This is a genomic window from Streptomyces sp. NBC_00691 (assembly GCF_036226665.1).
In the GTDB taxonomy this organism is placed as follows: Bacteria; Actinomycetota; Actinomycetes; order Streptomycetales; family Streptomycetaceae; genus Streptomyces.
Map to the genome: position 1 here is coordinate 7,179,025 of NZ_CP109007.1, position 21,416 is coordinate 7,200,440.

The window sequence follows — 21,416 nt, forward strand, 5'->3', positions numbered from 1 at the left end:
TCAGCCGAAGGTGAGCACTTCGGAGACAGGACGACGCGGAGTGGCCCGCCCCTGAGGGCCGTAGCCCAGGCGGAGCACCATGTGGACGAAGGCCGTCGTCGAAGCCGGATCGCTTATGACGGAGCGGAGTTCGGACCACTCCAGCGGCTGCGACATGAGCGAGGTCGACAGGCCGTCGAGGGTCGCCTGGAGGAGCACCCGGTGCAGCGCCTGACCTGCCTGCAACCACTCCCGGGGGCCGTCCTCGACCGTGCCGAGGAGAGCGATCTGCGGCCGCCTCTCGAACGCGGCCGAAGCGCGGCCGGGGACCTGTCGCGGAGAGTCGAAGTCCCGGACCGGAGACGTGACGTCGTACTGCCGAGGGCCGAAGGCGTACGAAGGGATGCCCTCGGTCCCGGAGCCCTCACCGGACGCGCCCGTGCGCGTCCAGGCGGCGATCTCCGCGCGAACCGCCGCGTCCGCGGCCTCGAACCTCTCGGCGTCGTGGACGATCTCGAGCACGGCGTCGGTGTGCCAGTCGCCCGGCACGACCAGCCGACAGCCCTCCAGGAGGGCCGAGGCCCGCAGACCGTCGATCACCTCGGAGGGGATCCGCTCCTCGGTGAAGGGGAACCGGCTCGTGTGGCGCCGTGACAGGGCCGCGTGGAGCGCGGCGAGACCGCGGTCGACGTCGTCCGGACCGTGCAGTTCCACGTCGGCGAAGTGCCAGCGGTCCTCGGGGTCGGGCAGAAGCCGGAGCGAGGCCCGCAGGCCCCGGTGCGCGGCGCCGACCCGCAGACCGAACAGGGCGGCGCCGCAGCCGAGACGGAGGGCACGGTGGTCCGGATCCTCCACCGGCATGGCGCGCAGCGGATCGCCGTGCAGCTCGATGACGCCCGCGCCCGTTCTGGCGACGAACTTCCACGGCTGTGCGTTGTGCATGGAGGGTGCCGTGACGGCGTCCTCGATCAGTGAGGTCACGAGCGGTCGGGTCAGGGCGGTGGTAGTCACGGTTCGTCCTGTCTGCGAGGGGTCACCAGGAGACGTCGTGCGGAGTCCGGGGGGCGGAGGCGAGGCCGGCGTCGTCCTCGTGGAAGGACAGACGGTCCACGACGGCCACGACGCCGTCGACCCTCTCGGCGAGCTCCACGAGCGTCAGGGCCTGACTCCGGCGCCGGACGCCGCCCCCCAGCGTCACCACGCCGTCCAGGACGTGCACGTCCACCGCGTCCCCGGGCAGTTCCATGGCATCGGTGAGGACGTCCTCGCGGATGCGGCGGCGTATCTCCGCGTCCGGGCGGAGGTAGACGCAGAGGAGATCGCGGCGGGTCACGATGCCGACCAGTCGTTCCTCCTCGTCGACCACGGGCAGGCGCTCCACCCCGCGGCGCACCATCAGCCGTGCCGCGTCGGCCACCGTCTCCTCGGCGTGGACCGTGACGGCCGGCGTGGTCATCAGCTCCCTCGCGGTGAGTTCGCGGCGGGCCAGAAGGTCGCTCTCGGAGACGACTCCGACGACGTGGTCGTCCTCGTCCAGGACGGGGATCCCGCTGATCCCGTGCTCGGCGAGCGTTTTCGCCACCTCCCTGAACGACGCCGCGGGGACGGCGGAGACCACGTCATCGGTCATCAGGCCGCCGACCTTCATGTGCTTCATCAGCGTGCCTCCTGTTCGAGGGCTCGACCGGTGTGCTGCCCCGTGTCACCACCCTCCACCGCGCGCTCGGGGGCGGCCAGGGCCGAACGGTCCATCCCCCGGGCCCGAACGGGCTGGTCCCTCTCCGTCCGCGCGAGGTCCCGCCCGGGTGGGACCTTCGGTCCCGGCATTGGCCCCAGCGGCCCTCCGGCCGCGCGGGACCGGCTGCCAGGGTAGAGAAGGAGCCCTGGACCGCGTGAGGAGGAACGATGGACGGAACCACAGCCGGTTCTGCCCCCGGCAGGGTCGTCGTCGGCGTCGACGGATCGCCGTCCGCCCGAACGGCGGTGATGTGGGCGGCATCGGAGGCGGCCCTGCGGGGCAGCACGCTCTTCCTCGTCCACGCGGCCGACACGGACGTCCAGACCCCCTTCCTGTCCCGGGCGGAGATCGTCAGGAGCCGGCGGGCCGGAAGGGAACTCCTCGACCGGACCGCCGAGGCGATCACGGCGCGCGACCCCGAGCTGGCGGTCGTCACGGAGCTCACCGACGGCGGGGCCGCCGACGGGCTGCGCGGCGCAGCCGCCCTGACCGGCACGATCGTCGTCGGACACCGGGGCCTCGGCGGGTTCCCCTCGTTGCTGCTCGGATCCGTCGGCCTGCAGGTCGCGGCGGGCGCCACCACACCCGTGGTCGTGGTGCGCGGTACCGCCGAGCCCGTCGAGGCGGGCGTGGTTCTCGCGGCGGTGCGGGACGAGGCCGACGTGGGATGCGCCCGTGCGGGGGCGCGCGAAGCCCTGCTGCGCAAGGTCCCCCTGCGGCTCCTGCACATCTGGAGCGCCGGGCTGTCCGCCCGCCCACGAGCCGCTCTGCCCCACGGCGGCGACGAGGACGCGCGCGGTCACCTACGCGTACCGTCCTCGCTCTCGGACCGGGTCAGGGAGGAGTTCCCGGGGCTCACCGTGCACGCCGACGGACAGCTGGGCCGCAACGTGCCCGGGGCTCTCGTGGACGCGTCGCACCACGCGGACCTTCTGGTCGTCGGTGGCCGGCGCTCGCCCGGCCACCTCGGACCCACCCTCGGCCGGACCACGCTCAGTCTGCTGCAGCACGCCCACTGCCCCGTGGAGCTCATCCCCCGGCAAGGGCCCGGACACGGGAGCGCGTCATGACCAGCACCACGGATCGCCGCGGCATCGTCGTCGGCATCGACCCCGTCAAGAACTGGCACCTGGCCCTCGCCTGGGCCGCGGACGAGGCTCACCTGCGGGGCACGGGACTGCGCCTGGTGGTCGCCGTACCCCCGCGGCACGACACCCAGCACGTCGACGACACGCCCCGCCACGTGGCACAGTCGCAGGCCGGTGCGGAGGCGCTGCGCACGGCGCTCGCCTGGGCGCGCGCCCGGCGGCCCGGCATCGACGCCACCTCCGCCCTTCTCGACGGATTCCCGGCGCCGTCTCTGGGCGCCCTGTCGAACGAGGCCGGACTGATCGTGCTCGGATCACGCCACCTCAGCCGCCCCGAGGAGTTCCTGAGCGCCGGTTCAATGGTCGTGCCCGTCACCGCGAAGGCACACTGCCCGGTGGTCGTCGTGGGCGACGCGGAGCACGTCACGCAGGAGACGCCGTACCTCGTGGTCGGAGTGGACGGAAGCGAGTCCTCACGGGCCGCCCTCGCCTGGGCGTTCGAGGAGGCGGACCTGCGGCGCTGCGCACTGCGCGCCATCGCCGTCTGGCAGCCCCCCGTCTTCAGCCTGCACAGCGGTGACACGCTGTTCTCCGCCGAACGTCGCCTGCTCTCGGAGACCACCGCCGGCTGGGCGGAGAAGTACCCCGACGTACGCCTCACGCACGAGGTGCGCATCGGTTCGCCCGTCGAGACGCTCGCGGGCGCCGGCGAACACGCACTGGCCGTCGTCGTCGGCCGCCGGGGCCGGGGCGGGTACTCCGGGATGCGCGTCGGCTCCGTCGTCCACGGGCTGCTCCACCGCGCCCACTGCCCGGTGGTCACCGTCCCCGCGGGGTGAGCGGGCCATGACCGCGTCGGCAGCGGACCGGTCACTCGCCTCGGTGCGGGACACGCGAGCCGACGCCGTCGCAGCGTCGGCTCGCCTCCCTCGGGCGCGTCATCGCGGCCGTGACGCTCGCCCTGCGCGTCCTGGTCTTCGCCCTCGGCCTGCTACGGGGCCTCCCGCCGGGCACCATGGCCGGCACCGCCATCAGCCTGGCCGTGGCGGCGGTCCCCGAATCCCTCCCCTCCGTCGTCACACCGACGACGAGCTGTCGACGGTCGTGGCGGCCCGTCCCGTACGGACCGTCTTCCACACGGCGAAGCCGCCAGGAACGGGCAGTTCATCTGGACTACGGTGAAAGCGCGCGTTTCGGGACCGGTCCGGGCGCTCGATGCGGTCGGAGGTTCGGATGGGGAGCGAGGGTTCTGAGCGCGCCGAGAACAGACTTCCGCGGCTCAGACTCGACGAACTGCTCGACGAGGTCCAGGCGCGCATCGAAGAGGTGCGGGGTACGAGGGACCGGCTCAACGGGTTGCTCGAAGCGGTCATGTCCGTGGGACGCGAACTCGACCTGCCCCAGGTGCTGCGCGGCATCGTCGAGGCGGCGGTGACCCTCGTGGACGCCGAGTACGGTGCCCTGGGCGTCATCGGCGAGGACAGCAGGCTCTCCGAGTTCCTCCCCATCGGCATCGACGACGAGCTCCGTGAGCGGATCGGCGCGCTGCCGTCCGGGCACGGCATCCTCGGTGAACTGATCCGCAACCCGAAGCCGCTGCGCCTCGCCGAGTTGTCCGGGCATCCGGCCTCGTACGGATTCCCGCCCCACCATCCGCCGATGCACTCCTTCCTCGGCGTGCCCATCCGGGTACGCGACGAGGTGTTCGGCAACCTCTACCTCACCGAGAAGCGCGGACCGGCGGAGTTCGACGCCGAGGACGAGGCCGTCGTGACGACCCTGGCCGTCGCGGCCGGCATCGCCATCGAGAATGCCCGCCTCTACGAGGAGGGCAGGCTCAAGCAGCGGTGGCTGGCCGCGAACTCCGACCTGACCAGCGCACTCCTGTCCGGCGCGGAGGAGACCCAGGTCCTCGACGGGATGCTGGAGCGGGCCGTGGACATCGCCGGCTCCGACGTGGGGGTCTTCTACCTGGTGGGCATGGGCGGTGAGCTGCGGGGCTCGCTGGCCTGCGGTGAAGGGGCCGAGGCGCACAGGGGCGTCGTCCTGCCCAGCACTGAGGGAACTCTCGTCGAGGCCGCCCTGGCGCAGAAGGGCCTGGTCACGGTGGTCGATGTGGAGAACGAGCCGCGTATCACGGTGCAGCCCGAACGGTGGAAGGGGTTCGGGCCGGCCGTGGCCGTCACCGTGGGCACCAAGGAGCGGCTCGCCGGGGTGCTGATCCTTGCGCGGCGTCACGGGCGACACCTCTTCACGGCTGCCGAGGTCGCCGCTCTTCCCGGATTCACGGGGCAGGCGGCCCTGGCGCTCGAACTGGCCGACCGCCGGCGGGACGCCGAGCAGGTGAGCCTCCTGGAGGACCGCGACCGGATCGCCCGGGATCTCCACGACCTGGCGGTCCAACGCCTCTTCGCCACGGGGCTGACGCTGCAGAGCGCCCGGCGCTTCGTCGAGCACCCGGAAGCCGTGGACCGGCTGACCCGGGCGATCGACGACCTCGACTCCACCATCAAGATCATCCGATCGGCCATCTTCGGCCTCCGGGAACACGCCGCCCCCGGAGAACCGCTGAAACTGCGCAGTCGTGTCGTCAAGGCGGTCGACTCCGCCGCGTCGACGCTCGGATTCGCTCCGGCGCTGCGTATGGAGGGCCTGATCGACACCGACGTACCACCGGAGGCGGCCGAGGAGGTGCTCGCCGTCCTGGGGGAGGCCCTCTCCAACGTGGCACGCCACGCCCGGGCCCGAAGGGCGGAGGTGTCGGTCGTGGCCGACGGCGGAGTGCTGTCGGTGACGGTGGGGGACGACGGTGTCGGCATCCCGCACGGCGGCAGCCGCAGCGGACTGCGGAACCTCTCAGAACGGGCCGAGCGGCTGGGCGGCACTCTGTCGGTCAGCGCGCGAGCGGAGCGGGGCACCGGCACGGTCCTCGAGTGGCGTATTCCGCTCCCGGCCGAGCCGGAATGAAGACCTCTACCTCTCCTCGGATCCGTGCTCGTGTGCCTGCGCGGCGATGACGGCGGCCTGGACGCGGCGTTCCACGCCGAGTTTGCCGAGCAACCGCGAGATGTGGTTCTTGACCGTCTTCTCCGACAGGTAGAGCCGCTTGGCGATCTGCCGGTTGGTGAGGCCCTCGCCGATGAGGTCGAGCACCGACCGTTCTCGCTCGGACAGCGACGCGAGCCGCTCGTCCTCGGGCGGCTTCGCCGCCTCGGGTTCGCGCAGCGAGTGCATCAGCCGGGCGGTGGTGGCCGGGTCGAGCATCGACTGCCCGATGGCCACGGTCCGCACCGCCGACACGAGGTCGGACCCCTTGATCTGCTTCAGGACGTATCCGGAAGCCCCCGCCATGATCGCGTCCAGCAGCGCGTCCTCGTCGTCGAAGGACGTGAGCATCAGGCACGCCAGCTCAGGCATCCGGGACCGCAGCTCCCGGCACACCGAGATGCCGTCCCCGTCGGGCAGGCGGACATCGAGGACCGCGACGTCCGGACGGAGGGCGGGGCCCCTGGCCAGCGCCTGCTCCGCCGTGGCCGCCTCGCCGACCACTTCCATGTCGGGCTCGTCGTCGATCAGGTCACGAAGGCCCCGGCGGACGACCTCGTGGTCGTCGACGAGGAAGATCCGCGTGGGTGCGGGGGCTGCCTGCAGATCGGACATGGTGATCCCTGCGGTCGGTGGGTCCGTACCCCTCCCACAAGGATTGTCCGTCATGCCGCGTCCTCGTGGGCGCTGAGCTCCAGCCGCACGTCGACGACACCCTCGACCGCCCGTACGGCGCTGGCGAGCAGCGGAACGAGGGACCGGTCGGCCAGCGGACCACGCAAGGTGGCCACGCCCTCCGGCACGGACACGCCGAGCCCCGCCGGAGTGGCCCACTCGGCGAGGACGGAACGGCGGATCTCCGCCTCGATCTCGCCGTTCCCCGTCACGGGGGGGAAAGCGACTGCGTACCACCAGCGCGTCGTTCGCTGGACGGCGGCCTTGGATGTCCGCTCTTTCGTACGATCACGGTCGGTTGCACCTCCCCATGCGGGGCCGGGCGGTTGTCGTCGCGTGCGCGAGGAAGTTCGAGAGGAGGCACGGCCGGTGCATTCATGGCTCTCCGAGCGCCGCCGGTCCGCGGTGAGTACGGTCGTCGGGCTATGCGTCGTCGTGTTCCTCGGCCTGCTGGGGGTTCTCGCGCCGGGGTCGGTGTCCGCGTCGAGTGCCGACCTGGGCGTGGTGGCACTGTTCGCCTACCTGCTCTGCTACCTGGTCGTCACGCTGAGGGCGTTCTCGGCCGCGCCGCCGGAACAGATCCAGGTGTGGGCCCGACGGGAGGCGCGGGGCACCGTGCTGCAGCGCTATCTGCTCGGCACCGCGCCGGGGCCCGGGGTGTCGGTCCTCATCGCGTCGGCGGCGCTCGTGGTGTCGGCGGTGTGGCGTCCAGGTCATCTGGGTTCCGCCTTCCCGGCGACCGTGCGGGTTCTCATGGCGCTCGGTCTCGTCGCCGTGGCGTGGATCTGCGTTCTGGTCGCCTTCACGGTGGCGTTCTACGCCGACAACCTCGTGGAGGACGAGGCGGCGCTGGACTTCCCGGGTGGGGAGACGGCGGCCTGGGCCGACTACGTGTACTTCGCCCTGTCGGTCATGACGACGTTCGGTACGACGGACGTCACGGTGATGTCGCGGGAGATGCGCCGGACGGTGGCGGCCAACGCGATGATCGCGTTCGTCTTCAACACGGTGATCGTGGCCGGCATGGTCGCGGCGCTGGACGGCGGGAAGGGCGGCTGACGGGTGCTGTCGATCCCCGGACGGTGGGGGCGGTGGCCGGATCGTCCGCGCCGTGCGCGGTGAGCCGGCCACCGCCCCTCCTGCTCAGGGGGTGAGCACCAGGCGGATCGGGTCTCCGATCTTCTTCTCCAGGCGGGCGACGGCGTCGGCGGCTTCGGCCAGCGGGACGTGGGCGCTGACGGAGGGGCCGAGGTCGATCCGTCCGGCGGCGGCCAGTCCGACGAGCTGTTCCACGTGCTCCGGCTCGGAGCCGTAGTGTCCGCGGACCTGGTTGACGTTGAAGCAGAAGCCGATGCTGTCGGCGATCGTGACCGGCTCCGGGGTGAGTCCGGCGAGGACGAGCGAGCCGAAGGGACCGAGGACCGACGCGGCCTGGGCGCGGGCGGCGCCCACGCCGGCGAAGTCGAACGCGACGTCGAGGCCGCGCCCGGCCGTCGCCTCCCGCACCGCTTCCGCGAAGTCCGGGGCGAGCGGGTCGAGGGCGACGTCCGCGCCGAAGAGGAGGGCCCGCTCGCGGGCCGAGGGCAGCGGGTCGATCGCGAGGATCGGGGCCGCGCCGACCATCCGGGCAAGCCGTACGGCGTGGGCGCCGAGGCCGCCCGCGCCCCAGATGCCGACCGACTGGGCGGGGCGGACCGCGCCGGTGCCCACGATCGCGGCGTACGGGGTGGAGACCGCGTCGGGGATGATCGCGGCCTGGTCGAAGGGCAGACCGTCCGGGATGGGCAGCAGCGTGTGCTCGCGGGCGATCGCGTACTGCGCCCAGCCGCCGTCGTAGTCGAGGCCGCGGGTGATCGGCCGGTGGCACATCATCCGTCGCAGGCAGCCGGGGCAGTCACCGCAGGCCTCGCCGGCCTGGAGGACCACGCGCTGTCCGGGCGTCCAGTCGCCCTTCACGTCCGGGCCGAGGGTGTGGACGACTCCGGCGACCTCGTGGCCGAGGGTGACGGCGCCCGCCTTCGTGACGGCGTCGGTGGGGAAGAAGGGGCTCAGACTGCCGTCGATCAGATGGATGTCGGACAGGCAGACGCCGGCCGCCCGCACCTCCACGAGGACCTCACCCGGGCCCGGAACCGGGACCGGGACCTCTTCGACGGCGAAGGTGCGGGTGTCCAGGCGCAGCCGCCCGGCCAGCATGGTGTTCATGCGGAAACCTCGATGTGCTCGGTGGAAGAAGCGCGCACCTAGTGCAGGCGCTCGACATGGTCGACTGACCATGTCGCTCAACCGTGTCTACTGACGGTGTCACCTGTCAAGCCGCTCCTGCCGGACGTTCGCGGCATGTTCCGAGTTCCCTGCTGCGACTGTGTCATTCAATACAGTCGATCGACATGTTCACTCGACAAAGTCGCATGTAGATTGGCTGGTGACTGCTGGAGTGCAACGAAAGGCACGCTCATGACTCAGGTGTCCGTAGGCGCGGCGCGGGCGATCCCCGAGCGCCCCCCGCTGCCCCTCGTAGGCCACGCGTTCAACGTTCCGGCGGGCGCGGACTTCCTGGCCTACCTGCAGAAGGAGTTCAGGGAATTCGGCCCGGTGTACCGGCTGCGGCTCTTCGGGAGGGACACCGTCATGGTCGGCGGCCTGGACCTCGTGACCGAACTGTCGGACGAGAGCCGGTTCCGCAAGCATGTTCACACCGACCTGGTCGAGGTCCGGGCTCTGGCCGGGGACGGTCTGTTCACCGCCTACAATCACGAGCCGAACTGGCGCAAGGCCCACGACATCCTGATGCCCGCGTTCTCGCTCGGCTCGATGCGCAGCTACCACGCCCCCATGCTCCAGGTCGCCCGCTCGCTGATCGGCAAGTGGGACCGGCTGGCCGGGGTGCAGACGGTGGACGTGCCCGACGAGATGACCCGGCTGACCTTCGACACGATCGGCCTGTGCGGCTTCGGCTACGACTTCGAGTCCTTCCGCCGCGACGACCTGCACCCCTTCGTCGATGCGATGTCCCGGGCTCTCGTCTTCGCTCAGGAGAAGGGCGAGTCCATCCCGGGCTCCGAGCTGTTCAAGAGGAAGAAGGTCGAGCGGTTCCGCGCGGACGTCGACCTGATGACGGACCTCGTCGACGACGTGATCAGGGAGCGCCGTGCCTCCGGCGACACCGGCACGGACGATCTGATGGGGCTGATGCTGCACACGAAGGACCCCGTCACCGGCGAACTCCTGGACGACGTCAACATCCGGCACCAGGTGATCACCTTCCTGATCGCCGGCCACGAGACCACCAGCAGTGCGCTCTCCTTCGCCCTGTACTACCTGACCAAGCATCCGGAGGTGCTCGCCCGGGCCCAGGCCGAGGTGGACGCCCTCTGGGGCGACACCGAATCCCCGGACCCCCAGTACGGCGACATCGGCAAGCTCACCTACATCCGCCAGGTGCTCAACGAGAGCCTGCGGCTGTGGCCGACGGCGCCCGCGTACGCCGTCGAGCCGATCGAGGACACCGTCATCGGCGGCAAGTACCCCGTACGCAAGGGCGAGTCGCTGATGGTCATCGCCTCGGCCGTGCACCGCGACGCGGCCTGGGGGGAGAACGTCGAGCTGTTCGATCCCGAGCGCTTCACTCCCGAGCGGGAGGCGGCCCGTTCCGTGCACGCCTTCAAGCCGTTCGGCAGCGGCGAACGGGCCTGCATCGGGCGCCAGTTCGCGCTGCACGAGGCCACCCTGCTGCTCGGCCTGCTGGTGCACCGCTACCGCCTGATCGACCACACCGACTACCAGATGAAGATCAAGTCGACGCTGACCATCAAGCCCGACGGGTTCAGCCTGAGGCTCGCCCGCCGCACCAGCGACGAACGGCGCCTGCCCGCCGCCGCGGCGGCGGACCCCGCCGCGGGCCGGACCGCGGTTGTGACGCGCCGGGCGAGCGGCACCGCGCTGACGCTGCTCCACGGTTCGAACCTCGGCACCTGCGCCGGCATCGCCCGCGACCTCGGCACGGACGGCGAGGAGCACGGCTTCGCCCCGGCCGTCGCCTCCCTCGACCAGTACACGGAGAGGCTGGCCGACTCCAAGGGCCCCGTCGTCATCGTCGCCGCCTCCTACAACGGTCGCCCGACCGACGACGCCGCCGGGTTCGTCGCCGCCCTGGAGAACCTCGCCCCCGGCTCGCTCACGGGGCTGCGGTACGCCGTCCTCGGTGTCGGCGACCGCAACTGGGCAGCCACCTACCAGCGGATCCCCACCCTGATCGACGAGCGTCTGACCGCCGCCGGCGCCGTCCCGCTCCTGGAACGCGGCAGTGCCGACGCCTCCGGCGACTTCGGCGGAGTGGTCGACCGGTGGACGGAAGACCTGTGGAAGGCGCTCCTGGAGGAGTACGGCGAGGCGACCGCCGGTGAAGCGGCCGGCCCCGCGCCTGAGGCGGAAGGGGAAGGACTGTACGAGCTGGAGGACACCTCGGAGTCGGTCCTCGGCGGTCTGGCCGAACGGCACGGCGTCCAGCCGATGGAGGTCCTCGAAGCGTACGAACTCGTCGACACCGACCACGAACTGGGCCGCTCCAAGCGGTTCCTGCGGCTCCGGCTGCCCGAGGGCGTCACCTATCGCACCGCCGACCACCTGGCCGTCCTGCCCGGCAACCCCGAGGCCCTCGTCCAGCGCGTCGCCGACCGCTTCGGCCTCGACCTGGACCGCACCGTCCGACTGCGCGCCCGCCGCCGCAGCCGGGGCGCCCTGCCCGTCGACCGGCCGCTGACCCTGCGCCGCCTGCTCACCGACTTCGTCGAGCTCCAGGACGCGGCCACCCAGGAGCAGGTCGCCGTGCTCGCCGAGCACACCGCCTGCCCGCCCGAGAAGCAGCCGCTCACCGCCCTCGCCACCGCAGATCCCGAGACCTTCCGGGAGCAGGTGACCGGCGCCGGGCTCGGCGTCCTGGACCTCCTGGAGCGCTACCGCGCGTGCGAGCTGCCCTTCGAGAGCTTCCTGGAGCTGCTGCCGGTGCTGCGTCCCCGGCACTACTCGATCTCGTCGTCCCCCGCGGCGCGGCCCGGCGAGGCCGACCTGATGGTGTCACTGCTCGCCGCACCCCACCGGTCGGGCGAGGGTACTTTCCGGGGCATCGCCTCGCACTTCCTGCAGACCGTGGACGCGGGCGACGTGATCCAGGCCCGGGTCCTGCCCTGCAACGAGTCCTTCCGGCTTCCCGGGGACACCTCCGTGCCGGTGATCCTGGTCAGCGCGGGCACCGGCCTCGCGCCGTTCCGCGGCGCCGTCCTGGACCGCCACCACGCGGGCTCGACCGGCACCCTGCTCTGCTACTTCGGCTGCGACCACCCCGACGTGGACTTCCTGCACCGGGAGGAGTTCGAGGCGGCCGAGGCGGCCGGCGCCGTCAGCATGCGCCCCACCTTCATGCACGCGCCCGAGAACGGCGCTCGGTTCGTCCAGGAGCGCATCGCCCGCGAGAGCGAGGAGGTGTGGTCGGTCCTGGAGGCGGGCGGACGCGTCTACATCTGCGGCGACGGCCGCCGCATGGCACCCGCCGTACGGGAGGCGTTCATGGCGATCCACCGCGAGCGGACCGGCGCGAGCGACGAGCAGGCCGTGGCGTGGCTGGCGGAGCTCGTCGCGTCCGGACGCTACGTCGAGGACGTCTGGGCCGGCTGATTCTCGCAAGGGGGAGGGAACGGTTGTGGGCGCACCTGGAAGGGTGTGCCCACAACCGTTCTCGCGTCGAGTCAGGCCGTCGGTACGTCCGGAAGGTCGAGGTCCCCCTTGGCCAGCGCCACGGTCGCGGCCACGAGCGCCCTGAGCCCCGTCCGCTCGGTGGCGTCGTCCGGCAGGGTCTGGAGGACCTGCATGGTGAGTCCGTCGAAGCCGGAGAGGAAGAACCGGGCCACGGTCGCGGGGGACTCGGCCAGTTCCTGCCCCGTCCTCCCGGCCGTCTCCGTGATGACCTGTGCGGTCACCTCTATGACCCGCCGGTAGTGGCTCTGCCGTGCCTCGTCGAGACCGGGCACGCGCAGGGCGAACAGGGTCAGCTCGCTGAGCAGCTGGTGGTGCGACGTCGGCTCGCGCACGGTGCTCCACAGGGCGCCCGCCAGGGCGCTGAAGGTCTCCTCGAAGCCCGCGTCCTCCGGTGCCGCCCGCTGCACCTGCGCGACCAGCTCGTCGGTGATCTGGTCCATGACAGCCCGGTACAGGTCCTCCTTCGTGCCGAAGGTGTAGTGGACGGTGGCCTGCGCGACGCCGAGCTCCGCGGCGATGGCGCGGGTGCTCCCCGCGGCGACGCCCTCCCGGGTCATGAGGTCGATGGCCGCCTTGATCAACTGGGGGCGGCGCTCCGCCGCGGAAACATGAGCCATGCGTTCACTATATCGACTTAGTCGATCGATCAAGTCGGCCACGAGCAGGCCTTACGTCCCTTCGGCAGCCGACGCGCTGTCCGCGGGAAGAGCCTGCTCGGCCCAGATGACCTTTCCCTCGCGACCGTGCCGCGTCCCCCAGCGCTCAGCGCACTGGGCGACGAGGAGCAGGCCGCGGCCGCCTTCGTCGTAGCTCCGGGCACGGCGCAGATGCGGGGCGGTGCTGCTGGCGTCGGAGACCTCGCAGGTGAGAGTCGACTGGAGGATCAGTCGCAGCTGGATGGGGCTCTTGCCGTAGCGGATCGCGTTCGTGACCAGTTCGCTGACGACCAGCTCCGTGGTGAAGGAGAGTTCCTCCACCCCCCAGGTCGTCAGGACGTCGGAGGCGAAGCGTCGGGCCCCGGACACGGCCGCCGGATCGGGCGGGAGGTCCATCGTGGCCACGTGGTCCGGGTCGAGGGCACGGGTCCGGGCGACGAGCAGGGCGACGTCGTCGGCGGGGCGGCCGGGCAGCAGCGCGGCCAAGAGCCGGTCGCAGATCCCCTCGAGTGTGTCCGGCGCCGAGGTGAGGACGTCGTGCAGCGTGGCGAGTCCCTGGTCCACGTCACGCGTGCGGCCGGCGATCAGCCCGTCGGTGTACAGGACCAGCAGGCTGTCCTCCGGCAGCTCGAACTCCGCCGTCTCGAAGGGGAGTCCACCCAGGCCGAGGGGCGGTCCGATCGGTACCTCGGGCGACTCGACCACCCTGGCGGCCCGGGCGGTCCCGCCCCGCGCCGGGGAGGTCACCACGGTCGGCGGGACATGTCCGGCACTGGCCAGGGAGCACCGGCGGGAGACGGGGTCGTAGATCGCGTACAGGCAGGTGGCGCTGGTCTCGCCCTCGTCCGCGGACTCCTCGCGCTGCATGCGGATGACCACGTCGTCCAGATGGGTGAGAAGTTCGTCGGGCATGAGGTCGATGTCGGCGAAGGCGCGGACGGCCGTGCGGAGCCGGCCCATGGTGGCGGCGGCGTGCAGGCCGTGACCGACCACGTCGCCGACGACCAGTGCCACGCGGGCTCCGGACAAGGGAATGACGTCGTACCAGTCGCCGCCCACGCCGGCGCGGGACCCGGCGGGCAGGTAACGCGAGGCGGTTTCGACGGCCGAGTGCTTCACCGTGGTGCGCGGAAGCAGGGTCCGCTGGAGGGCGAGCGCGGTGGAACGCTCATGGGTGTACCGGCGGGCGTTGTCGATGGACACCGCCGCCCTGGAGGCGATCTCCTGCGCCAGCAGGAGGTCGTCGTCGTCGAAGGGGGCCGAGGTGCGATGGCGTACGAACTGCACCAGGCCGAGGATCTCCCCGCGGGCGTGCAGAGGCACGAGGAGTACGGAGTGGAGACCGAGGCCGCGCAGCACCCGGCCGTGGGACTCCGACGGCGCCACCCACGTGGGCATCTCGGTCCCCGTGATGTGGTGCAGGCCGGATCGTCCGCTGGTCAGCGCGCGAACCGGTTCAGAACCTTCGGGGTAGGCGTGGGTCTCACCGACGTGGAGCGGGGACTCCGGACAGCCGTCGAGGACGGAGCGCTGGGCGACGCGGCGCTGCGTCAGGGCCTCCGGCGGGCCGGTGCCGGTCTCGTCGAGTGCGGAGTCGAAGAGGTCGACGGTGACGAGGTCGGCGAAGTCCTCGGTGCAGACCTCCGTCAGCTCCTCCGCGGTGCGGGAGATGTCGAGCGTGGTCCCGATCCGCTTGCTCGCCCTGTCGGTGAGGGCGAGTCGACGCTGCAGCAGACGGTCGCGTTCCTCCTGGTAGGCGGCGACGACCTCTTCCGAGGAACGGTCCACGTAGTCGAAACCGATCGCGACCAGCCTCACCGTGGCCAGGTTGATCATGTGCCAGTCGTCGGTGAGACGGGGCGCTTCGGCCTGCAGCTGTTCGAGCAGGCTGAGATGGCCGAGCCGGTAGGCACGGAGCAGCCGGCTCACCGGGATTCCCCGCCGGGCGTAGAGGCGGGCGATGTCCAAGGCGGCCGGAGGAGCTTCCGGCGCGCCCGCCCCGGGGCGGGTCTCCAGGAGGTCCAGCAGGGCGGTGACGTGCTGGGCGGTCTCGTCCAGGGTCAGGGCCTCGATGTCCGCGTTCTCCCACAGCTCGGGAAACTCGCCGTTCAGGCGCTGGAGCAGCAGGCCGGCCAGCTCCTTCACCTCGGGTCTCAGGTGACGGGCCAGCTGACCAAGGAACGCATCGACATCGGTTCCCATAGTGCGAATGTACGGGAAAGCCATGACGTGTGCTCCTCGGACAGTTGCGGCAGCCTCTGGTCGGCCCGGACCTCAGAGACCGAGGTGGTCGCCCAGGTCGGCGTAGTCGACCTGCCACAGGCCGGGAGAGCCCGTGGGGTACTGGGAGCGGAAGCCGAGCATGCGCTGGACACGCGGCGAGAGCGTCTTGGCGAGCTCCCTGTCGACCAGGAAGGGGTACGCCTCCTCACCGGTGAGGAAACCCGCGTTGAACGCGAAGGCGAGGCCACGCCGGTACTCGTCGCCGGTCCGGTTCGCCCCGCCGCCGTGCGCGGTCTTGCCGCTGAAGAGAAGGACGTCCCCGGCGTTCATGACGACCGGGATCGTCTGCTCGGGGGTCCCGCGGTCCTCGAAGTCGCTCCAGTGGTTGCTTCCGGGGATGACGCGGGTGGCGCCGTTCTCCTCCGTGAAGTCGGTCAGGGCGACCAGGAAGTTGATGGTGACCTCCGGGCCGCCGGGCCCCATGCCGATGAACGGGAACCAGTTCTCCAGGTCGCGGTGGAGCATCTGCGCCTTGTTGCCGGGGCCGATCTCGATCACCTGGGCGGTGGTCATCCAGTACGTGCCCGACTCCTGGAGGAAGACCAGGTCGCTGATCTCGTGGACCAGGGGGTGATCGATGACCTCGCTGCGGAACGTGGCGCTGTGCGTCACCAGGTTCGTGAGGCGCTTGGTGTTGCTGCCGTGGAACGCGGCCACGATCTCGTCCTCGTGGGCGGACCCCGGGGCGAGCGCCCGCAGCGGCTGCTCGATCTCGGCGTTGAAGCGGGCGATCTGCTCCTGCGTCAGGAAGCCCTTGATGATGACGCCGCCGTCACGGGTCACGATCTCGAGGATCTCCTCCGTCGGCGTGTCGGTCGGCACGGACGTCAGTGCCCGGGTCTTCTTCTGGGTCGTCATGGGCGTGCTCTCCCTCGATGCGCGTCGCGGTTGATCGACCGCGCGTTTCTCCGCTGTTCCTGTGGTGTCGGTCTCACTGTTGCCAGCCGGGGCCGTGGGCGAGAACGACAGCGGGCACCTGCTTCGCCCGGGTCCGGTGCGCGATGCACAGGAGGTGCGTGGGCACGGCGGAGCTATCCCCTCCTGACGTTCCCGCCGGAGTCGACGCGCCCTCCAGCGGCGCCACGGTCAGGCGTCGGACCCGGCGCCGTGTGCCGGTGGTGTGTGGTCCGCTCCCAGGGACGCGCGCTGCCGAGCCATCCGAGGAGGAAGGCCGCCGGTACGGAGACCAGGCCGGGGGTGTGCAGCGGGAACAGGTTGAAGTCCTGCTCCGGCAGCAGCGCGTATCTCGTCCCGGACACGGCGGGGGAGGCGAGGGTCAGGAGGGTGCACAGGGCCAGCCCTCCGTAGACGAGCCACAGCAGCCCACGGCGGTCGAAGCCGCTCCAGAGGAAGGAGTAGACGAGCGCGGGGAACACGCATGAGGCCGCGAGACTCAGCGAGAAGGCGAGGAGGAACTCGATGGGATAGCGGTGTACGGCGGTGGTGAGGAGAAGGCTCACGGCACAGAGCGCGACAACGGACAGCCGCAGGACTGCCGGCTCTCCGATCCCGATCCGGGTGCGGCCCTTCCGCCCGAGCAGGTCGCGGGTGACGGAGACGGCGGCGGCGAAGGTCACGCTCGCCACGGCCGTGAGCGCGGCGAGGAAGGCGACACAGGCCACGAGGGTGATGAGCACGACCCGGCCGGTGGAGTGGTGGGGGAGGACCTCCGACGCCAGCAGGATCGGGGCTCCCTGCCCCTTCACGTCGACCGCCCCGATCCGTCCGCCGCCCACCACCGCGGCCGCGGCGAAGCCGGTCGTGATCAGCAACAGGTAGAAGAGGCCGGTCAGCCCGACGGCGACGCTCAGTGAGCGCCGGGCGGCGGGCACGTCCCGGCTGGCACTGACGCGCAGGAGCAGGTGGGGCATCATCGCGGTTCCGAGGATGACGACGATGTGGTCACTGAGCGTGCCGAGCGTTCCGCCTCCGGCGGAGTGCTCCCACAGTCCGGGGCTGAGGTACTCGTCCGGCGACACGCTCTTGTCCATGGCCGCCGACAGCAGGGATCCGGGACTCCAGTCGAAGAGACGGAGCGCCAGCAGGGTCACCGCGGCGAGCGTCGCCAGTGCTACGGGCACTTTGGCGGCCTGCACGAAACTGGTGCCGCGCAGATCGGCCACTCCTGCGAAACACGTGATCAGGAACCCCATCAGCACCGTGCACACCACCTGGGCCCGCTCGCTCGGCATGCCGATCAGAAGGGCGGCGGTGATGCCGCCGGCACGCAGTTGCACCATGAGCAGGGGCACGGCGATGCACAGTGTCACGACGGCACCCGCGATCCGTACTCCCGGCCCCTCGGCACGCAGGGAGAACAGCTCGCCCAGGGTGTAGCGGCGGGTCGCGCGGATCCTGGAGGCGAGGAGCAGGAAGACGCCGAGTGCGAGGGCGCTGTCGACGGCGGTCGAGACTCCGTCGTAGCCGAAGAGGGCGATCGCTCCCGGCAGCGAGACCAGGATGACGACCGTGATCTGTTCCCCCGCCATCGCGACGCCGTTGAGGACGGGCGGGAGGGACCGACCGGCGACGTAGAGGCGTTCCGGGTCGTCGTCCTGCGTGGCGAGCGTGAAGACCCACAGGAGGCAGAGGCCGATGAAGACGAGGAACGTGCTGATGATCGCGCCCCTCGCGGCCGTGCCGATGAGATCGGGCGAACCGACGCTCAAGAGGTACGTCGTCACCACGCGCCCCCGACCGAACGGGAGGCGGCAGTCGTCGCCGCGGCCGGTGCGAAGGAGGACGCGGCCCGGTTCTCGTACCACCAGGTCCCGGCGACGAGGACGACCAGCTGGGTGAGTGCCCACGCGATGCCGAGCGTGAGACGTCCGTACACGGAGATCTCTCCGAGAGTCGTGGAGCAGGAGAGCAGGACGCCGACGGCGAGCGGCAGCGCGTTGACGGTGACCAGCATCCGTGTGTCACGGGGGGAATGCCGGGAGGAATCGGAGGGCACGGGAACTCTCTCTGGAAGACAGGGAAGGTGAACGCGGCGCGCGGGGGCTCGTCGCCGGCGTGGTGTCCGTGGAGCGGGTCGCGTCGGACGTCAGTGGTGGCTGGTCGCCTTCAGGCCGGCGTAGTGCCCGGCCCGCTCCAGGAGCCGGGGGACACCCGTTTCGAGCGACGGTCCGAAGACCGTGTCGTGAGGACGCTCGCCCCGCTGCCAGCGGGTGTGGATGGCCTCGCAGAAGATCGCCGCCTTCCAGAGGGCGAGGGCCTGGTACCAGGGCAGCGGGGTGAGATCGAGGCCTGTGCGGCGCTGGTAGCGCTCTGCCAGTCGGCGCCGGGTGAGGTAGCCGGGTGAACGGGTCACCTTGGTGAGTTCGAGCGGGGTGGCAGGGCTGCCGTCCTCGGACCAGGTGGCGGTGAGGTACCCCAGGTCCGCGAGCGGGTCGCCGAGCGTGGCCATCTCCCAGTCGAGGATCGCGAGGACCTCTGCCGGGGCCCGCGGGGCGAACATGAGGTTGCCCATGCGGTAGTCGCCGTGCACCACCGAGGCCGACTGGCTCGTCGGCAGGTTCTGGGCGAGCCAGTCCGCGATGCGCTCCACCGCGGGCAGGCTGCGGGTGGTGTTGACCTCCCAGAGGCCGCGGAACCGCTCGACCTGCCGCCGCAGATACCCCTCGGGTCGGCCCAGGGAGGCGAGCTCCCCCTGGGCGACGTCGATGCCGTGCAGCGCGACAAGGGTGTCGACGACCGCCTCGCTGGTCAGCCGGCGCTGTTCGGCGGGGGAGAGGTGGGGCGGGATCGTGTCGGTGACGATCGTGCCGTCGAGCCGGGACATGAGGTAGAACGGCACGCCCAGAACGTCCTCGTCCTCGCAGACGGCGAGGATCTCCGGCACCGGCACCCCGTGCCCGTGGAGGAGCTTCTGGATGCGTGCCTCGCGCACCATGTCGTGCGTCGACTTCGGCAGCGGCGGGCGCGGGCCGCGGCGCAGGACGACGGACTGGCCGCCGCGTTCGATCAGGTAGGTGACGTTGGAGTGGCCGTCGCCGATGCGTTGCCACGCGATCGGCCCGCTGCCGATGCCGTGTGCGTCGAGGAAGCCGGTGACCGCGTCGAGGACCAGGAGGGGAGGGCTGTCGAGACGACGGGCCCGCTCGCGGCTCGCGACGACCTCCACGCCGTCGGGGACGGTGTGCATCACGCGCCCCCGTCCCGGCCGACGACGGCGTCGCCCAGGAAGCGCTCGCCAGCCCGGACGGCAGCGCGCCGGCCGGCCGAGGCACGGCGGGCGACGGCCCACCGGTGGGTCTCGTTCGAGCCGTCGTAGATGCGGAACGGGCGGACCTCGTTCAGGTACTGGGCCAGCGGGAGTCCGTCGGAGACGCCGTCGCCGCCGCAGATCTGGACGGCACGGTCGATCACCCGGTAGATCGCCTCCGAGCAGTGGACCTTCGCGACCGAGGACATCGCCGAGCCCGCCTTCGGGTCGCTGTGCAGCAGGGCCGCGGTCTTGGTGATGATCGCGTCGGAGGTCTCGATGTCGATGACGGACTCGGCGATCAGGTGCTGCGCCAGGCCGAGCGAGTCGATCGGACCGCCGAACAGCTCCCTCTTCCCGGCCCGGTCCAGCGCGATGTCGTGCGCCCGGCGCGCCAGCCCCAGCCACCGCATGCAGTGCGTGAGCCGCGCGGGGCCGAGCCGTACCTGCGCGTACCGGAAGCCGAGGCCGACCTCCCCGAGGACCGCGTCCTCGGGGACGAAGCAGTTCTCCAGGTACAGGTGCGGGTGGCCGCCGTCGATGGCGCGGTCGACGGTGTGGATCGCCTCGCCGACCCGGATCCCGGGGTTGTCCATGTCGACCAGGAACATGGTGGCCCCCTCGGGGGCGCCGCCCACGGCCGGGGTCCGCGCCATCACGATGCAGAACGCGGCACCGACGGCTCCGCTGGTGAACCGCTTGTGGCCGTCGATGATCCAGCCGCCGTCGGTGCGTACGGCGGTGGTCCGCAGCGCCGCCGGGTCGGATCCCGCTCCGGGGTGGGGCTCGGTCATGCCGAAGCAGGACCGGACGTCCCCCGCCGCCAGGGGCGCGAGGTAGTGCTCCTTCTGCTCCTCGGTGGCGATGAGGTTGAGCATGTGCATGTTGCCCTCGTCGGGGGCCATGCAGTTGAGCACGCTGGGGCCGATCGGCGAGTACCCGGCCTCCTGCAGGACCGGTGACCAGTGTTCGAGGGGCAGACCCTGCCCGCCGTACTCCTTCGGCACGAGCGGCGCGAAGACACCGGCCTCCTTCGCCGCGGCCTGCAACCGGTCGCGAGTGGTCCGGTCGAGACGTCCGCCCGGTACGGGCTCCGCGTCGACGACGACCTCGCGGATGAACCGGCGGGTGCGCTCCCGCAGTTCCGCGGTCTCCGGCGGAAGATGAGGGTAAGTCATGGCTGTCCTTTGTCGGGTGGGCTCGGTCGTTACGCGGTGCCGCCGGCGACCGTGAGGCCGCCGTCGACGGTGAGGACGTGGCCGGTGACCCAGGAGGAGTCCTCCGAGGCCAGGAACGCCACGGCGGCGGCGATGTCGTAGGGCACGCCCAGACGCCGCAGGGGGTAGTCGGCGGCGACCTCGGTCTCCCTGCCCTCGTACAGGGCCTCGGCGAACCGCGTCTTCACCACGGCGGGGGCCACGGCGTTGACACGGATCTCCGGGCCCAGTTCGACGGCCAGGGTCCTGGTCAGGTGGGACACCGCCGCCTTGCTCACTCCGTAGAGGCCGATGCCGGGGGACGGGATGTCGCCGGTGACGGAGGAGAGGTTCACGACGGCACCGCCGCGTTCGGTGAAGCCGAGCTCCGGGTGGGCCGCGGCGTCCTGCACCCAGGCGAGGGTGGCGAGGACGTTGACCTCAAGCACCTTGCGGGCGACGTCGAGGTCCAGGCCGACGACGGGACCGTACGCCGGGTTGATGCCCGCGTTGTTCACGAGGACGTCCAGCCCGCCGAACTCGCGTGCGACGGTGTCGAAGACCTCGCGGCGGTGCTCGGGGTCGTCGGCCTTGCCGGCGACGGTGACGACGCTGCCCGGGGGAAGCGTGGCGGCGGCCTCTTCGAGCGGTCCGGCCTTGCGGGCCGTGAGGCACACGCGCGCGCCCTCCGCGACGAGTCGTTCCGCGACGGCGAGACCGATGCCCCGGCTGGCGCCGGTCACGACGGCGACCCGGCCCGAGAAACGGCCTTGATGGGTGGGGTTCTCGCTCATT

The 21,416-nt window shown here is 71.4% G+C and carries 18 protein-coding genes and 1 pseudogene; 6 read left to right on the plus strand and 13 right to left on the minus strand.

What is annotated here, in order from left to right; translation table 11 throughout:
• Together OG392_RS32260 and OG392_RS32265 are read right to left on the minus strand one after the other, a co-directional pair.
• The gene (locus OG392_RS32260; protein WP_329285331.1) at window positions 1–990 is read right to left on the minus strand and encodes an Acg family FMN-binding oxidoreductase; all 990 of its coding nucleotides are present in this window, start codon (window positions 988–990) and stop codon (window positions 1–3) included.
• Between the two features lie 22 nt (window positions 991–1,012).
• A complete protein-coding gene (locus OG392_RS32265; RefSeq protein WP_329285334.1) occupies window positions 1,013–1,636 on the minus strand; it encodes a CBS domain-containing protein in 624 nt (207 codons plus the stop codon).
• Window positions 1,637–1,884: 248 nt separating this feature from the next.
• On the opposite strand from OG392_RS32265, the gene OG392_RS32270 reads away from it, so the two are divergent.
• The 4 genes and pseudogenes from OG392_RS32270 (at window position 1,885) to OG392_RS32285 (ending at window position 5,772) form a co-directional block, all read left to right on the plus strand.
• Window positions 1,885–2,787, plus strand: a complete 903-nt coding sequence (locus OG392_RS32270; protein WP_329285336.1) for a universal stress protein — start codon at window positions 1,885–1,887, stop codon at window positions 2,785–2,787.
• Window positions 2,784–3,644, plus strand: coding sequence for a universal stress protein (locus OG392_RS32275; protein ID WP_329285339.1), 861 nt, complete (start codon window positions 2,784–2,786; stop codon window positions 3,642–3,644). Before OG392_RS32270 ends, OG392_RS32275 begins: the two co-directional genes overlap by 4 nt.
• 65 nt (window positions 3,645–3,709) lie before the next feature.
• Window positions 3,710–3,886: pseudogene (locus OG392_RS37600) on the plus strand (P-type ATPase); the annotation flags it as partial.
• Window positions 3,887–4,038: 152 nt separating this feature from the next.
• Window positions 4,039–5,772, plus strand: a complete 1,734-nt coding sequence (locus tag OG392_RS32285) for a sensor histidine kinase (RefSeq protein WP_329285341.1) — start codon at window positions 4,039–4,041, stop codon at window positions 5,770–5,772.
• 6 nt (window positions 5,773–5,778) lie between these two features.
• Here OG392_RS32285 and OG392_RS32290 read toward each other — a convergent pair whose 3' ends face one another.
• Both OG392_RS32290 and OG392_RS32295 read right to left on the minus strand, forming a co-directional pair.
• Window positions 5,779–6,465, minus strand: coding sequence for a response regulator transcription factor (locus tag OG392_RS32290; RefSeq protein WP_329285343.1), 687 nt, complete (start codon window positions 6,463–6,465; stop codon window positions 5,779–5,781).
• Window positions 6,466–6,515: 50 nt separating this feature from the next.
• Complete coding sequence (locus tag OG392_RS32295) at window positions 6,516–6,737, minus strand: BON domain-containing protein (RefSeq protein ID WP_329285345.1); 222 nt, start codon at window positions 6,735–6,737, stop codon at window positions 6,516–6,518.
• A gap of 157 nt (window positions 6,738–6,894) precedes the next feature.
• Between OG392_RS32295 and OG392_RS32300 the strand changes: the two genes are divergently transcribed.
• The gene (locus tag OG392_RS32300; RefSeq protein WP_329285348.1) at window positions 6,895–7,584 is read left to right on the plus strand and encodes a DUF1345 domain-containing protein; all 690 of its coding nucleotides are present in this window, start codon (window positions 6,895–6,897) and stop codon (window positions 7,582–7,584) included.
• 84 nt (window positions 7,585–7,668) lie between these two features.
• Here OG392_RS32300 and OG392_RS32305 read toward each other — a convergent pair whose 3' ends face one another.
• Window positions 7,669–8,730, minus strand: a complete 1,062-nt coding sequence (locus tag OG392_RS32305; protein WP_329285351.1) for a zinc-binding dehydrogenase — start codon at window positions 8,728–8,730, stop codon at window positions 7,669–7,671.
• A 252-nt stretch (window positions 8,731–8,982) separates the two neighbouring features.
• Here OG392_RS32305 and OG392_RS32310 point away from each other — a divergent pair, with 252 nt between their 5' ends.
• Window positions 8,983–12,198, plus strand: coding sequence for a bifunctional cytochrome P450/NADPH--P450 reductase (locus tag OG392_RS32310; RefSeq protein ID WP_329285354.1), 3,216 nt, complete (start codon window positions 8,983–8,985; stop codon window positions 12,196–12,198).
• 71 nt (window positions 12,199–12,269) lie between these two features.
• On the opposite strand, the gene OG392_RS32315 is transcribed toward OG392_RS32310, so the two are convergent.
• The 8 genes from OG392_RS32315 to OG392_RS32350 form a co-directional block, all read right to left on the minus strand.
• Window positions 12,270–12,896 (minus strand): TetR/AcrR family transcriptional regulator, encoded by a 627-nt coding sequence (locus tag OG392_RS32315; RefSeq protein ID WP_329285356.1) that lies wholly within the window; start codon window positions 12,894–12,896, stop codon window positions 12,270–12,272.
• Window positions 12,897–12,947: 51 nt separating this feature from the next.
• Entirely contained in the window at window positions 12,948–15,161 is a 2,214-nt protein-coding gene (locus OG392_RS32320; RefSeq protein ID WP_329285358.1) for an ATP-binding SpoIIE family protein phosphatase, read from the minus strand.
• 48 nt (window positions 15,162–15,209) lie between these two features.
• Window positions 15,210–16,076, minus strand: coding sequence for a phytanoyl-CoA dioxygenase family protein (locus OG392_RS32325; RefSeq protein WP_329285359.1), 867 nt, complete (start codon window positions 16,074–16,076; stop codon window positions 15,210–15,212).
• Window positions 16,077–16,249: 173 nt separating this feature from the next.
• On the minus strand, window positions 16,250–17,902 hold the full coding sequence (locus OG392_RS32330) for a sodium:solute symporter family transporter (protein WP_329285361.1): 1,653 nt from the start codon (window positions 17,900–17,902) through the stop codon (window positions 16,250–16,252).
• Window positions 17,899–18,132: a hypothetical protein gene (locus OG392_RS32335; RefSeq protein WP_329285364.1), complete on the minus strand. Its 234-nt coding sequence runs from the start codon at window positions 18,130–18,132 to the stop codon at window positions 17,899–17,901. Before OG392_RS32335 ends, OG392_RS32330 begins: the two co-directional genes overlap by 4 nt.
• Window positions 18,133–18,264: 132 nt before the next feature.
• Window positions 18,265–19,365, minus strand: coding sequence for a phosphotransferase family protein (locus tag OG392_RS32340; protein ID WP_329287593.1), 1,101 nt, complete (start codon window positions 19,363–19,365; stop codon window positions 18,265–18,267).
• Window positions 19,365–20,603, minus strand: coding sequence for an acyl-CoA dehydrogenase family protein (locus OG392_RS32345; RefSeq protein WP_329285365.1), 1,239 nt, complete (start codon window positions 20,601–20,603; stop codon window positions 19,365–19,367). Before OG392_RS32345 ends, OG392_RS32340 begins: the two co-directional genes overlap by 1 nt.
• Before the next feature lie 29 nt (window positions 20,604–20,632).
• Window positions 20,633–21,415, minus strand: a complete 783-nt coding sequence (locus OG392_RS32350; RefSeq protein WP_329285366.1) for an SDR family oxidoreductase — start codon at window positions 21,413–21,415, stop codon at window positions 20,633–20,635.
• Between the last annotated feature and the right edge of the window lies 1 nt (window position 21,416).